We start from the raw sequence: 13,183 nt of genomic DNA, 5'->3' as shown, positions 1-13,183 counted from the left end.
GATTCGGGATTGGGGATTCGTTGAAGCAGAAGCGGGATCGCGCTCTTGCGAAGCCCCACGCCCTAATTCCGAATCCCGGCCTCTCAGCGCTCGAACTTGGTGGACAGAATGATCGATGAGGTCGTGCGCTCCACCCCATCCAGCGCACCGATGCGGTCGGTCAGTTCGTCCATGTCGTGGACGCCCGGCACCACGCCCAGCGCGATCAGGTCGAAGGAGCCGCTGACCGAATGCAGCACGCGCACCGCATCGATCTCGCGCAGTGCCTTGACCACCGAGGTCATCTTCTTCGGCAGCACGGTGATCAGGATGTGCGCGCGGATATGGCCCTGTTCGTAGTCGTCGCGGGTGCGCACGGTGTAACCGCAGATCACGCCCTCGCGCTCCAGGCGCTCGATCCGGCTCTGCACGGTCGTCCGCGACACGCCCAGGCGACGGGCGATCTGGGCGGTGGAGGCGCGCGCGTCCTCGCGCAGCAGCGACAGCAGGGCGTCGTCGGAGGCGGTGATCTTCATGGCCAGGGATTTTCGTCGAATCGACGAAATTGCGTCAATTCCTGCACGGATTCACGCTGCCATTCGACGATCCTGTCCCGATAATAGACAGGATCGTCACCAGACAGCCCGCCTTCAGGAGATCGCCCATGACCGTACTCGGCCCCCTCGCCCCGCTCCGTGCCCACGCCGGCGACCGCCTGACCCACGGCCTGGACGATGCCAGCATCGAGCGTCTGGCGGCCTCGCATCCGGCGCTGCACGCGGCGATCGAGGCGGCGGGCCAAGACTACGCGCGCATCGCTGCCGAATTCGGCGAATTGCTGGAACTGGACGAAGCCGAGCAGATCCGCCATCTGCAGGCCGGTTTCGTCAATTTCTACGCCGACGACGCGGTGACCCCCTACGTGGCGCTGAGCGCACGCGGCCCGTGGGTGGTCACGCTGAAGGGCGCCGTGCTGTACGACGCCGGCGGCTACGGCATGCTCGGCTTCGGCCACACGCCGGACGCGGTGCTGGAGGCGATGGCGCGGCCGCAGGTGATGGCCAACGTGATGACCCCCAACCTGTCGCAGTTGCGCTTCGAGCGCGCGCTGCGCGCGGAGATCGGCCACCGCCGCGGCGGCTGTCCGTACAGCCGCTTCATGTGCCTCAACTCCGGCTCCGAAGCGGTGGGCCTGGCCGCGCGCATCGTCGACATCAACGCCAAGCTGCAGACCGATCCGGGCGCGCGCCATGCCGGCGCCAAGATCAAGCGCCTGGTGGTCAAGGGCAGCTTCCACGGCCGCACCGACCGGCCGGGCATGTACTCCGACTCCAGCCGCAAGACCTATCTACAGCATCTGGCCAGCTACCGCGGCGACGATGCGCTGATCGCCATCGCGCCCTACGACGTGGAGGCACTGCGCCGCGCCTTCGCCGAGGCCGAGCAGCACGGCTGGTTCATCGAGGCGGTATTCCTGGAGCCGGTGATGGGCGAAGGCGACCCCGGCCGTGCCCTGCCGCCGGCGTTCTACGCCGCCGCGCGCGAGCTGACCCGCCACCACGGCAGCCTGCTGCTGGTGGACTCGATCCAGGCCGGCCTGCGCGCGCACGGCGTGCTGTCGGTGGTGGACTATCCCGGCTTCGAGCAGCTCGACCCGCCGGACCTGGAAACCTATTCGAAGGCGCTCAACGCCGCGCAGTACCCGCTGTCGGTGCTGGCGGTGACCGAGCACGCGGCGCAGGTGTACCGCAAGGGCACCTACGGCAACACCATGACCAGCAACCCGCGCGCGCTGGACGTGGCCACCGCGACCCTGGCACAGCTGACCCCGCAGGTGCGCGCCAACATCCGCGAGCGCGGCGCCGAGGCGGTGCAGAAGCTGGAGAAGCTCAAGGCCGAGCTCGGCGGCGCCATCACTCAGGTGCAGGGCACGGGCCTGCTGTTCTCCTGTGCGCTGGCCCCGCAGTACAAGTGCTACGGCGCCGGTTCCACCGAGGAGTGGCTGCGCCAGCACGGCGTGAACGTGATCCACGGCGGCGAGAACTCGCTGCGTTTCACCCCGCACTTCGCGATGGACAGCGAAGAGCTCGACCTGCTTGTCGGGCTGATCGGCCGCGCCCTGCGCGAAGGCCCGCGCGTGGCCCAAGCCGCGGCAGCCTGAAGTCTGCCGCGTGCGGCGCCACCCTCGGGCGTCGCACGCGGCCAATCCCATTCGCATAGGCGCTTGCCGCCACTGCACAGAGGGCATGCACCGCCCTGTCCTCAGGCTCGCCCGCGCTGACGATACCTTGGCGGACGCGATCTGACGGAGCACGACGCGCCGCTCGCCGCACGTCCAAGCACACGTAGGACACGTAGGACACGTCCGTAGCGGCAATGCGCGGCCGGTGCCGCACCGTTTCCAGAAAACATCGGCTACCCGACACCGGCGCTCTACCTCTCTGGTCTCTTGCGTTCGGACTTCCACGCATCCAGCGCTCGCGTCGTTGGCGCCCGAGTTGCGCCCGCACACACCCGCATCATCGCCTCGGCGCTCCGTCATCGGGCCGCCGAGCGCCACCTCGGCGGGTGGACCGCGCTTCCCGAAGAATCGTGACATCCGAGCCGTGGCGGGCCAGCTTCAATGACAAAGAGATTGCAAACAATTCGCATTTGCATGGAAAATGAACGCACTGCCCGCATCGCACTCGCGGCAGACACCCTTTCGCACTGCCGCCCGACCCTGGCGCCGCGCCCGCTCCTAGTGAGGAACGGTCGGCGTCCGCGGCCGGGTGTCATCCATCCTGCAAACCGAACCGCCCATGACCTCTCCGATCAAGCGCCGCAAACACACCGTGACCCGCCAGGCCGCGGCACCGACGACCCTCACCACCGCCATGCTGCTCGGCGGGCTGAGCCTGCTCTCCTCCGCGCACGCGGCGGCGGCCGACCAGCCCACGACGCTGGACCAGGTCGACGTGCAGGCCCAGCGCGCCAAGCGTTACCTGGTGGAAGCGCCGGATTCGCCGAAGTTCACCCAGCCGCTGATCGACACCCCGCAGACCCTCAACATCATCGGCAAGGACCTGTTCAACGAACAGGGCGCCACCACCCTCACCGAAGCGCTGCGCAACAGCCCCGGCGTGGGCACGTTCTATGTCGGCGAGAACGGCAATACCAGCACCGGCGATGCGATCTACATGCGCGGCTTCGACAGTTCCAGCAGCATCTTCGTCGACGGGCTGCGCGACCTCGGTTCGATCTCGCGCGACGTCTTCAACATCGAGCAGATCGAGGTCGAGAAAGGCCCGGCCGGCACCGACAACGGGCGTAGCGCGCCGACCGGCGCGATCAACCTGGTGAGCAAGCAGGCGCACCTGGACAACGCGAGCAGCGCCACGCTGTCCGGCGGCGACCATGGCCAGCGCCGTGCGACCGCGGACTGGAACCAGGCCCTGGGCGCCAGCAGTGCGCTGCGGGTGAACGTGATGGGCCAGGACAGCGACGCCATCGGCCGCGACCATGTCGCCAACAAGCGCTGGGGCCTGGCCTCGTCGCTGGCGTTCGGCCTGGGCACCGAGACGCGCTACCTGCTCGACCTGCTATACGTGAAGCAGGACAACGTGCCCGACGGCGGCGTGCCGACCATCGGCCTGCCCGGCTACAGCTCGCCGGATCCCACGCGGCCGTGGCTCGGCGGCGCCGCACGCGTGGACAGCGCCAATTTCTACGGCACGCGCGCCGACCACGACGACGTGACCGCGAAGATGGCGACCTTCCGCATCGAGCACGACGTGTCCGACACGGTCAAGCTGACCAACACCGCGCGCTGGGGCCGCAACGAACAGGATTACCTGCTGTTCGCGTTCATGCCCAACGCCGCCAACCTGCGCACGCCGAATCCGGCCGATCCGGCGACCTGGACGGTGGCGCGCAGCCTGCCGACCTTCAAGGACCAGCAGTACACCCTGCTCGCCGACCAGTTGAACCTGCGCGTGGACTTCGCCACCGGCGCGGTGCAGCACAACCTCAGCACCGGCGTGGAAGCCTCGCGCGAGGAATTGCGCAGCTGGGGGCACAATCTCGTGGACCGGGCCACCTGGCTGGCGGCCAATCCGGCCAACCTGTATGCGCCGGACTGGAACACCACGCCACTGCGCACGGCGCGCAACGGCGCGCGCAGCCATGGCACCACCACCACCTACTCGGCCTACGCCTTCGACACGCTGAAGTTCGGCGACAGCTTCCTGGTCACCGCCGGCGTGCGCGCCGACCGCTACAAGACCGACTTCGACAGCCTGGTCTGCACGTCCGCCACCTCCACCGCCGCGCCCTGCGCCACCGTGGTCGGCCTGGACACCGACATCGCCGACACGTTGTTCAGCTGGAAACTCGGCGCGGTCTACAAGGCCAACGAGGACGTGAGCGTGTACGCGAACTTCGCCACCTCGCAGCAGCCGCCCGGCGGCAGCACGCTGGAACTGAGCGCCTCGGCCAACAACGCCAACAATCCGCGCTTCGACCCGCAGAAGGCCAGGACTGCCGAGGTCGGCACGAAGTGGAACTTCCTCGACGACGCGCTGTTCGCGACGCTGGCGCTGTTCCGCACCGACGTGAACAACGAGATCGTGCAGGGCAGCGACGGGCTGTACTACCAGAGCGGCGAGAAGCGCGTGCAGGGCATCGAACTGTCGGCGGTGGGCAAGCTGACCGAGCGCTGGTCGCTGTCCAGCGGCTACACCAAGCTGGATGCGCGGGTGCGGCAAGGCACGACCGTCTCGCAGGACGGCAGCCAGGACCTGGCCTACACGCCGGACAGTGCGTTCACCGCCTGGACCACCTACACCCTGCCGTTCGGACTGACCGTCGGCGGCGGCGTCCGTTATTCCGGCGAGATGAAGCGCGGCCGCGACGGCGCGGTCGGCACGCCGGCGTTCGTGAAGTCGTACGCGGTGTGGGACGCGGTGCTGAGCTTCCCGGTCAACGACCACGTGGCGCTGCGCCTGAACGCCTACAACCTGTTCGACAAGGACTACGTCGCCGCCATCAACAAGAGCGGCTTCCGCTACACGCCCGGCGCGCCGCGCTCGGTGCTGCTGACCGCCGAGGTCCGGTTCTGACCGACCGCGCCTGCCAATGCGCGGTGGACGCCCTATCCTGGGCGTCCACCGCCGGAGCGCCCCATGCTGCTGCACATTCCAGACATCCTCACGGCCGATGAGGTCGCGCGGTTTCGCCAGGCACTGCAATCCGCCGACTGGGTGGACGGCCGCGAGACCGTCGGCACGCAGGGCGCGCAGGTCAAGCGCAACCAGCAACTCGCCGATGCCTCGCCGCTGAAGCAGGACCTCGGCCAGGCGGTGCTGAGCGCCCTGGCGCGCAGCCCGCTGTACTTCGCCGCGGCGCTGCCGCTGCGCACCATCCCACCGCGCTTCAATCGCTACACCGGCGGCGGCAGCTACGGCCTGCACGTCGATGGCGCGGTGATGACCCAGGCCGCCACCGCCGCGCAGCCGGCGCTGACCGTGCGCAGCGATCTGTCCTGCACCCTGTTCCTCAGCGCGCCGGAGGAGTACGACGGCGGCGAGCTGCTGATCCACGACACCTATGGCGAGCACGAGGTCAAGCTGCCTGCGGGCGATCTGATCCTGTATCCGTCCAGCAGCCTGCACCGGGTGGCGCCGGTGACCCGCGGCGCGCGCCTGGCCTCGTTCTTCTGGGTACAGAGCCTGGTGCGCGACGCCAGCCGGCGGCAGACCCTGTTCGACTTGGACACCGCGATCCAGGCGCTGACCGCCAGCGGCGCGGACGCGGCGGCGCTGCTGCGCCTGACCAACGTCTACCACAACCTGCTGCGCGGCTGGTCGGAGACATGAGCGCGCGCGGCGACCGCAACGCCGAACACATCGCCAGCAGAGGGTCGCGCATCGCCAGACGCGTGCGCTCTGGCGCTGCATTCCCGCGTCAATTCGAAATATGAGTCACCCAGCTTCGCACACCGCGTCCCGCCCCAGCGCCGGCATCGCCACGCTGCACGGCAGCAGCATGGGCACGCGCTGGAGCGCCAGGCTGCTGCCGCCCCACGGCAACGATCTGCATGCGCTGCGCGATGCGATCCAGGCGCAGCTCGATCTGGTGGTCGCGCAGATGAGCACCTGGGACGCGCATTCGGACCTCAGCCGCTACAACCGCGCCGATGCCGGCACCTGGCACACCTTGCCCGCCGCGCTGGACACCGTGCTGCACTGCGCGGTGGAGGTGGCGCAGCGCAGCGGTGGCGCCTTCGATCCCACGATCGGCACCGTGCTCGGCCTATGGGGCTTCGGCGCCGCCGCCGGGAATCGGCGCGTGCCCGACGCCACGGCGCTGCGACAGGCCCGCGCCGCGGGCGACTGGCGCCGGCTGAGCGTCGACGCGCAAGGCCGCTGGCACCAGCCGGCCGGACTGCACCTGGATCTGTCGGCGATCGCCAAGGGCCACGGCGTCGACCTGGCGGTCCGGGCACTGCAGGCACGCGGCGTGGAAAGCGCGCTGGTCGAGGTTGGCGGCGATCTCTACGGCTATGGCCGCAAACCGGATGGGCAGGCGTGGCGGGTGCTGCTGGAGACGCCCCCGGAGGACGGCGTGCGCAGCGATGCGCCGCCGCGCACGCTCGCGGTCGACGGCCTGGCGGTGGCCACCTCCGGTGACCGCTGGCACCACTTCGAACAGGACGGCCGGCGCTACGGGCACCTGCTGGACCCACGCAGCGGCCAGCCGATCGCGGCGACGCTGGCCACGGTCACCGTGGCGGCCGCCGATGCCATGCGGGCCGATGCCTGGGCCACCGCGCTCGGCGTGCTGGGTGCCGAGGCGGGCCTGGCCTGCGCCGAGCGCGAAGGCCTCGCGGTGCGCTTTCTGCTGCGCCAGGACGGTGGCGTGCAGGAACGGCGCAGCAGCGCCTTCGCCGCGCTGGCGCAGGCCTGAGCGCAGCGCACTGCTCCACGCGACGCGGTCACCAAGAACACCCGTCACCACGCGATACAACGCACCGGGCGTGTGCCGGACGACGCGCTGCGACACCACCCGCGGAGGCTGCGGTGACGACTGCGGGCTCTGCTTCGGCCGCGGCGACGCCAGGAGTGCCACACCGCCACACCCTCACGCCCTCAGCGCGCGGCCGGCAGCCCCATGCGCTGCAGTTCGAATACATAGCCCTTGCCGCGCACCGTGCGGATCCATTGCGGCACCAGCGGGTCGTCGCCGAGCTTCTGGCGCAACCGCGACACCTGCAGATCGATGCCGCGGCTGCCCGCCACTGCACTGGCCTCGCCGTCGCCCAGCGCCGTCCGCAACACTTCGCGGCTGAGCACCTCGCCCGGCTGTTCGAGGAACACCGCCATCAGCCGCAGTTCGCCCGGCGACAGCGGGATCGTCCGCCCGTCCGGCGCCACCGCCTGGTGACGCGCGGCATCGACCTGCCAACCGCCGTGTGCGGCCGGCGGCGGCTGCGTCGCACGCACCCGGCGCAGCACGGCGTTGAGCCGCGCCACCAGTTCGCGCAGGTCGGGCGGCCGCACCAGGAAGTCGTCCGCGCCCAGATCCAGCCCGATCACCCGGTCCACCGGTTCGGCGCGGTCGCCCATCATCACGATGGCGATATCGCCGCGGTCGCGCAGTTGCCGGCACAGGCGCAGGCCCTCGGCGCCGTCGAGGCCGGCGTCGAGGACCACCGCGTCGTAATGCCCGGCCGCCAATTGCGCCTGCAGGTGCGGCGCGCTGTCGGCGTCGTGCGTCTGCAGGTTGAAGCAGGCAAGGTAATCGCGGATCCGGTCGCGCAAGGCCGCGTCCGCGTCCGCTACCAGGATTTTCGCCAACCACCTGTTGTCCGAGAGCACCTGTCGGCTTCCGCTGTGCGGCCCGGATGGCCGCGCCCGCGCATTGGACGCGGTCGGCGCCGACGCCGCAAGACCCGCGCGCGGGGTCGCGCAGGCTCAGTCCGTGGGCGTCGGCGCGGCCTCGATGCGCATCGCCAGCAACTCCCCACCCCCGCTCAAAGCGAAGCGGCGCCTGGCATCGGCGGCCAACCAGGCGCTGTCGCCGGCCGCCAGTGGCGGCAGTCCGCTGGCCGCATCGAACTGCGCTTGCCCTGCCAGAAGATGAACGGCCCAGGCGACACCGGGTTCGGCGAAGAACAACATCGGCCCGACCAGCGGCCGGTGCAGCAGTTGCGTGCGCAGCCGGTCGCGTCGCCACATGAGGTTGAAATCGTGGGTCGGCCCGTCCAGCAACTCGCCGCGCAGCGGCCGCTCGCCGGCGAAGCGCAGGCGCGCATACGGGTCCTGCAGCACCTGCTCATCGCCATCGTCGAAACGCAGGCGCACGCCGTTTCCGCGCAGCATGACCAGTTCGCGGTCGATCCCGGGGAAGGCGGAGAACGCGGCATCCTGCTCGATCTCGGCGATGGACAGGCGCAGCAGCCAGTCGTCGCCGGATGCCGGCAGGCGCAGGATCTCCCGGGTCCAGCCCAGGCCATTGCGCCAGCGTTCGCGGCGATACGCGTTGGCGGGAATCACTCGCGCGGGCAGCATGTACCAGTCCATCCGCACATTCTGCACGATCGCGGCATCGGCGCCTGTCCCTGGCTAGCCGGCAGGGGCCACGCAAGACGCGCCATGCCCCCCAAAAAAACATCGCCCGGCTGCACGTCACTGTGCAACGCCGGGCGACGATGTACCTCCCTGTCGGCTTCCTGCCTTCCCCCTTCGCGTCCTGCTCAGTGAGGCTGCGGCCGCGCGTCCAGCACCGGCCCTATCCTTTCGTTGCAAATCCCTTTAACGCCTTTCCACCGGCTTGGCAGCTGCCTGCTTGGCGGCTGTCGGCGCGGGTGCCTTCGTGGCGCCCACGTCGATCCGGTCGCGGTTCCGTTCGACCGTCTTGAGTCCGATGCCTTTCACCAGGGCCAGTTCCTCGGCGCTCTTGAAAGGTCCGTGCGCCTGCCGGTAGTCGACGATCGCCTGAGCCTTGGAGGCTCCCACGTTCACCAACACCTGGTCGATTTCCTCCGCTCCAGCGGAGTTGATGTTGACCTTGTCCGCGGCGAGCGCGGAACCGGACAGCATCAGGGCAACGACCAGCGACTTCAGGACCACGATAAAAGACTGCATGGCAACGCTCCTTGTGACTTGGATGGGGACTTCGCCGGCCTTTCCTGCCGGCGTGGTCAGCATCGCTCGCCACATGGGTACAGCATATCGTCGGAGCGCGTCACAAACAGCAGGTAAACGGCGCGTCGCTGTGTAGGAAAAACCCTACACGGGCAGCGGGGCGTAGAATGGCTGCACACGTGTGCAATCACTTCGGAGTTTTTCATGGACAGTGCCAAGATCGACCGTTTCCTGAGCGAAAAGTGGGATGACGACATCGTCCCGCAATTGGTCGATTACATCCGCATCCCCAACAAATCGCCGATGTTCGACGCCGATTGGGTCGCACACGGCTACATGGCCGATGCGGTGGCGCTGATGGAGCGCTGGGCGCGGGCGCAGGCGATCCCCGGCCTGCAGGTAGAGGTGGTGCAACTGGAAGGCCGCACCCCGTTGATCTACCTGGAGGTACCGGCCAGCAGCGAGGCGACCGGCGAGGACACCGTGCTGCTGTACGGGCACCTGGACAAGCAGCCGGAAATGTCCGGCTGGGACGCCGATCTGGGCCCGTGGACCCCGGTGCTCAAGGGCGACCGCCTGTACGGCCGCGGCGGCGCGGACGATGGCTACGCGCTGTTCGGTTCGCTGGCGGCGATCCAGGCGCTGCAGGACCAGGGCATCCCGCACGCACGCTGCGTGGTGCTGATCGAGGCCTGCGAGGAATCGGGCAGCTACGACCTGCCCGCCTACGTCGACCACCTGGCGGCGCGGATCGGCAAGCCCTCGCTGGTGGTGTGCCTGGATTCGGGCTGCGGCAACTACGAGCAACTGTGGTGCACGACCTCGCTGCGCGGCCTGGCCGGCGGCAACTTCAGCGTCAAGGTGCTCAGCGAAGGCGTGCATTCGGGCGACGCCTCCGGCGTGGTGCCGTCGAGCTTCCGCGTGCTGCGCGACCTGCTGTCGCGGCTGGAGGACGAGGCCACCGGCAAGATCAAGGTCGAGGGCCTGTACGCCGAGATTCCCGAGGAGCGGCTGGCGCAGGCGCGCAAGGTCGCCGAGGTGCTGGGCGACGAGGTCTACAGCAAGTTCCCGTTCCTGCCCGGCATGCGGCCGATGCACGAGGACCTGTCGGAGCTGGTGCTCAACCGCACCTGGCGCCCGGCGCTGTCGGTGACCGGCGCCGACGGGCTGCCGCCGCTGGCCTCGGCCGGCAACGTGCTGCGCCCGGAGACCGCGGTGAAGCTGTCGCTGCGCCTGCCGCCGACGCTGGACGGCAAGCGCGCCGGCGAACTGCTGAAAGAGGTGCTGCTGCGCGACCCGCCGTATGGCGCCGAGGTGTCGCTGGCGCTGGAGAAATCCTCCTCCGGCTGGAACGCGCCGGCTCAGTCGCCATGGCTGACCGACGCGATCGAATCGGCCTCGCAGGCAGCCTTCGGCAAGCCGGCGATGTACATGGGCGAAGGCGGCTCGATCCCGTTCATGGGCATGCTCGGCGAGAAGTTCCCCGGCGCGCAGTTCATGATCACCGGCGTGCTCGGTCCGCATTCCAATGCGCACGGCCCCAACGAGTTCCTGCACATCCCGATGGGCAAGCGGGTCACCGCCTGCGTGTCGCGGGTGATTGCGGCCCACCACGCCGCCAGCCTGCGCGGCGAGACCACCGGCAGCGCGGCGGTGGCCGGCGGCGAGCAGCATGGCGGGCACGGCTGCTGTTGAGGGCCGGGATGGGGGTCGGGAGCCGGGATTGGCGAAGCCGGTTTCATGAGTGACTGATCCGCCCCCCTGTTTGCGGTGGGAGAGGCGTCGGCTCCGACGCGGCGCCTTGCGAGAGTGTCATCCGCGCAGCGCAGGCGGCCGCCTTCCATGGGCGTGCCGCCTGCGCGGCGCACGCAAGCATCGACGCCATCACAGTCGATCTGGCACGATCCGGCGCTGATTCCCTTCCGCGTCCGGAACGCTCTCCATGCACACTCTGTTCGGCAGCGACAGCTGGCTCTACATCATCCTGGTGGGCTTCGTGGTCGGCCTGCTGGCGCGTTTCCTCGGCCCCAGCAGCGGGCGCTCCGGCTGCCTGTTCACCGTGTTGCTGGGCATCGCCGGCGCGTTGCTGGCCGGCTGGTTCGGCCACTACATGGGCTGGTACAGCCGCGGCGAGCCGGCCGGCTTCCTCGGTGCGTTGCTCGGCGCCATCGCCCTGCTCGCATTGCTACGGCTGTTCTCCAGCAAACGCTGAGGCACGCGGCGCCGCTCGCCACGGCGGCGGCGCCCGTTTACGCTGTGCGGCTCGTTTCCGCCACAGCCTGCCGATGAGCGCCAGCCCGACCGTTCCCGATGTCCTTGCGGCACGCGCCGCGCACCGCCTGGCCTGGGCGCGCACGGCCCTCGACGACGCACAGGCGACGCTGGAGCGCGCCTCGGTGGACGCCGGCCAGCGCAGCTATTGGCGCAGCCACGCCCGCGGCATCAGCCGCATCGTGATGGATTCGCCGCCGGACCTGGAAGACGTGCGGCCGTGGCTGCGCATGCACGCCCTGCTGCAGGGCGGCGGGGTACGGGTGCCGGAAATCCTGGCGCAGGACGCGGCGGCCGGCTTCCTGCTGCTGGAAGACCTGGGGCAACCGACCCTGGCCCAACGCCTGGACACGACCACGGCGGACGCGCACTTCGACGCCGCGCTCGGCCAGTTGCTGCGGCTGCAGGCCATCGCGCCTCCACCGGGGATGGGCATGTTCGGCGAGGCGCTGCTGCAACGCGATGCCGGGCTGTTCGAGGACTGGTTCCTGCAGCGCCACCTGGGGATCACCCTGGAGGCCGACGAGCGCGCGGCCCTGCACGCGGCGCAGCGCCAGCTCATGGACAACGCGCTGGCGCAGCCGCAGGTGCTGGTGCATCGCGACTTCATGCCGCGCAACCTGATGCCGGCAGCCGACGGCCCGGCGGTGCTGGATTTCCAGGACTGCGTGGTCGGGCCGGTGGCCTACGACCCGGTCAGCCTGTTCAAGGACACCACGGTCAGCTGGCCGCTGGCGCAGGTGGACGCGTGGCTGGCCGGTTATCACGCGCGCGCGCTGCAGGCCGGAATCCCGGTACCGCCGCTGGCGCAGTTCCTGCGCGACGCCGAATGGATGGGCATCCAGCGCCACCTGAAGAACCTGGGCATCTTCGCGCGGCTCAACTACCGCGACGGCAAGGCCTGGTACCTGGACAACGTGCCGCGCTTCATCGCCTACCTCGACGAGGCGTTGCCGCGGCACCCCAGCCTGCAGCCGCTGGCGCAACTGCTGCAGACGCGGATCAAGCCGGCTCTGGCGCAGCGCGCGGCGGCCGGCGCATGAAGGCGCTGATCTTCGCCGCCGGCCTGGGCGAGCGCATGCGACCGCTGACCGCGCACACGCCCAAGCCGCTGCTGGCGGTGGGCGGCACGCCACTGATCGTCTGGCACCTGCGCAAGCTTGCCGCGCTCGGCGTGCGCGAGGTGGTGATCAACACCTCCTGGCTGGCCGAGCAGTTCCCGCAGTCGCTCGGCGACGGCAGCGCGTTCGGGCTGCGCATCGCCTATTCCTACGAAGGCGCCACGCCGCTGGAAACCGGTGGCGGCATGCTGCACGCGCTGCCGCTGCTCGGCGAGGCGCCGTTCCTGCTGGTCAACGGCGACATCTGGACCGACTTCGATTTCGCCCGGCTGGCGCCGGAGCCGCCCGGCCTGGCGCAACTGGTGCTGGTGGACCCGCCGGCCTATGCCGCGCACGGCGATTTCGCCCTGCAGGACGACGGGCGCGTGCGCAACGCCGGCGACCCGCTGCTGACCTACGCCGGCATCGGCATGTACCGCGCGGCCCTGCTGCACGACTGGCAGACCATCGCCGCGCCGGCACCCGCCGCGCCGCCCCGCTTCTCGGTGGTACCGCTGCTGCGCGCGCAGGCCGAACAGGGGCGCCTGCACGGTCTGCGGCACTACGGCCGCTGGACGGACGTGGGGACGCCGCAGCGGTTGGCGGAATTGGATGAGGTGCTGGGATTGGGGATTGGGGATTCGGGATTCGAGAAGAGCTAGACGGTCCGCGCGGTCTGACCTGCGCAGTCCGTCGCTTTCACTAGGG

At 69.7% G+C, this 13,183-nt stretch carries 12 protein-coding genes; 8 read left to right on the top strand and 4 right to left on the bottom strand.

All coding sequences use genetic code 11. The annotated features are described in order from the left end of the window. Positions 1-83 precede the first annotated feature (83 nt). A complete protein-coding gene (locus FHR56_RS16200) occupies positions 84-515 on the bottom strand; it encodes an Lrp/AsnC family transcriptional regulator (RefSeq protein WP_160945771.1) in 432 nt (143 codons plus the stop codon). A gap of 128 nt (positions 516-643) precedes the next feature. Here FHR56_RS16200 and FHR56_RS16195 point away from each other — a divergent pair, with 128 nt between their 5' ends. The 4 genes from FHR56_RS16195 to FHR56_RS16180 all read left to right on the top strand — a co-directional run bounded on the left by FHR56_RS16195 (position 644) and on the right by FHR56_RS16180 (position 6,924). Then, a complete protein-coding gene (locus FHR56_RS16195; protein WP_160945770.1) occupies positions 644-2,140 on the top strand; it encodes an aminotransferase class III-fold pyridoxal phosphate-dependent enzyme in 1,497 nt (498 codons plus the stop codon). A gap of 640 nt (positions 2,141-2,780) precedes the next feature. Then, positions 2,781-5,078, top strand: coding sequence for a catecholate siderophore receptor Fiu (locus FHR56_RS16190; RefSeq protein WP_160945769.1), 2,298 nt, complete (start codon positions 2,781-2,783; stop codon positions 5,076-5,078). Between the two features lie 63 nt (positions 5,079-5,141). Continuing rightward, positions 5,142-5,834: a Fe2+-dependent dioxygenase gene (locus tag FHR56_RS16185; RefSeq protein WP_160945768.1), complete on the top strand. Its 693-nt coding sequence runs from the start codon at positions 5,142-5,144 to the stop codon at positions 5,832-5,834. Positions 5,835-6,003: 169 nt separating this feature from the next. After that, positions 6,004-6,924, top strand: a complete 921-nt coding sequence (locus FHR56_RS16180; RefSeq protein WP_184502692.1) for an FAD:protein FMN transferase — start codon at positions 6,004-6,006, stop codon at positions 6,922-6,924. Between the two features lie 182 nt (positions 6,925-7,106). Here the strand turns inward: FHR56_RS16180 and FHR56_RS16175 are convergent, their stop codons facing one another. From FHR56_RS16175 to FHR56_RS16165, 3 genes are all read right to left on the bottom strand, one after another. Beyond that, positions 7,107-7,835 carry a response regulator transcription factor gene (locus FHR56_RS16175; protein ID WP_160945767.1) on the bottom strand — a complete coding sequence of 243 codons (729 nt, stop codon included), beginning with the start codon at positions 7,833-7,835 and terminating at the stop codon, positions 7,107-7,109. 96 nt (positions 7,836-7,931) lie between these two features. Continuing rightward, the gene (locus FHR56_RS16170; RefSeq protein WP_237473047.1) at positions 7,932-8,528 is read right to left on the bottom strand and encodes a HutD family protein; all 597 of its coding nucleotides are present in this window, start codon (positions 8,526-8,528) and stop codon (positions 7,932-7,934) included. Positions 8,529-8,771: 243 nt separating this feature from the next. Beyond that, entirely contained in the window at positions 8,772-9,104 is a 333-nt protein-coding gene (locus tag FHR56_RS16165) for a ComEA family DNA-binding protein (RefSeq protein WP_017909203.1), read from the bottom strand. A gap of 204 nt (positions 9,105-9,308) precedes the next feature. Here FHR56_RS16165 and FHR56_RS16160 point away from each other — a divergent pair, with 204 nt between their 5' ends. The 4 genes from FHR56_RS16160 to murU all read left to right on the top strand — a co-directional run bounded on the left by FHR56_RS16160 (position 9,309) and on the right by murU (position 13,137). Next, positions 9,309-10,799: a M20 family metallopeptidase gene (locus FHR56_RS16160; protein ID WP_160945765.1), complete on the top strand. Its 1,491-nt coding sequence runs from the start codon at positions 9,309-9,311 to the stop codon at positions 10,797-10,799. A gap of 247 nt (positions 10,800-11,046) precedes the next feature. Beyond that, positions 11,047-11,316 (top strand): GlsB/YeaQ/YmgE family stress response membrane protein, encoded by a 270-nt coding sequence (locus FHR56_RS16155; RefSeq protein ID WP_010344083.1) that lies wholly within the window; start codon positions 11,047-11,049, stop codon positions 11,314-11,316. 73 nt (positions 11,317-11,389) lie between these two features. Further along, entirely contained in the window at positions 11,390-12,418 is a 1,029-nt protein-coding gene (locus tag FHR56_RS16150) for a phosphotransferase (RefSeq protein WP_160945764.1), read from the top strand. Next, positions 12,415-13,137, top strand: coding sequence for an N-acetylmuramate alpha-1-phosphate uridylyltransferase MurU (gene murU, locus FHR56_RS16145; protein WP_160945763.1), 723 nt, complete (start codon positions 12,415-12,417; stop codon positions 13,135-13,137). Before FHR56_RS16150 ends, murU begins: the two co-directional genes overlap by 4 nt. Positions 13,138-13,183: the final 46 nt, after the last annotated feature.

This window comes from Xanthomonas sp. F10 (genome assembly GCF_014206815.1).
Taxonomy (GTDB): Bacteria; Pseudomonadota; Gammaproteobacteria; order Xanthomonadales; family Xanthomonadaceae; genus Xanthomonas_A; species Xanthomonas_A indica.
This window is presented reverse-complemented; position numbering and strand designations above follow the sequence as displayed.

Excerpts from the sequence above, each read along its gene's own strand:
- FHR56_RS16180 (WP_184502692.1), top strand. The coding sequence starts at position 6,004 with ATGGGCACGCGCTGGAGCGCCAGGCTGCTGCCGCCCCACGGCAACGAT.
- FHR56_RS16160 (WP_160945765.1), top strand. The coding sequence starts at position 9,309 with ATGGACAGTGCCAAGATCGACCGTTTCCTGAGCGAAAAGTGGGATGAC.
- FHR56_RS16190 (WP_160945769.1), top strand. The coding sequence starts at position 2,781 with ATGACCTCTCCGATCAAGCGCCGCAAACACACCGTGACCCGCCAGGCC.
- FHR56_RS16155 (WP_010344083.1), top strand. The coding sequence starts at position 11,047 with ATGCACACTCTGTTCGGCAGCGACAGCTGGCTCTACATCATCCTGGTG.
- FHR56_RS16170 (WP_237473047.1), bottom strand. The coding sequence starts at position 8,528 with ATGCTGCCCGCGCGAGTGATTCCCGCCAACGCGTATCGCCGCGAACGC.
- murU (WP_160945763.1), top strand. The coding sequence starts at position 12,415 with ATGAAGGCGCTGATCTTCGCCGCCGGCCTGGGCGAGCGCATGCGACCG.
- FHR56_RS16200 (WP_160945771.1), bottom strand. The coding sequence starts at position 515 with ATGAAGATCACCGCCTCCGACGACGCCCTGCTGTCGCTGCTGCGCGAG.
- FHR56_RS16185 (WP_160945768.1), top strand. The coding sequence starts at position 5,142 with ATGCTGCTGCACATTCCAGACATCCTCACGGCCGATGAGGTCGCGCGG.
- FHR56_RS16150 (WP_160945764.1), top strand. The coding sequence starts at position 11,390 with ATGAGCGCCAGCCCGACCGTTCCCGATGTCCTTGCGGCACGCGCCGCG.
- FHR56_RS16165 (WP_017909203.1), bottom strand. The coding sequence starts at position 9,104 with ATGCAGTCTTTTATCGTGGTCCTGAAGTCGCTGGTCGTTGCCCTGATG.
- FHR56_RS16195 (WP_160945770.1), top strand. The coding sequence starts at position 644 with ATGACCGTACTCGGCCCCCTCGCCCCGCTCCGTGCCCACGCCGGCGAC.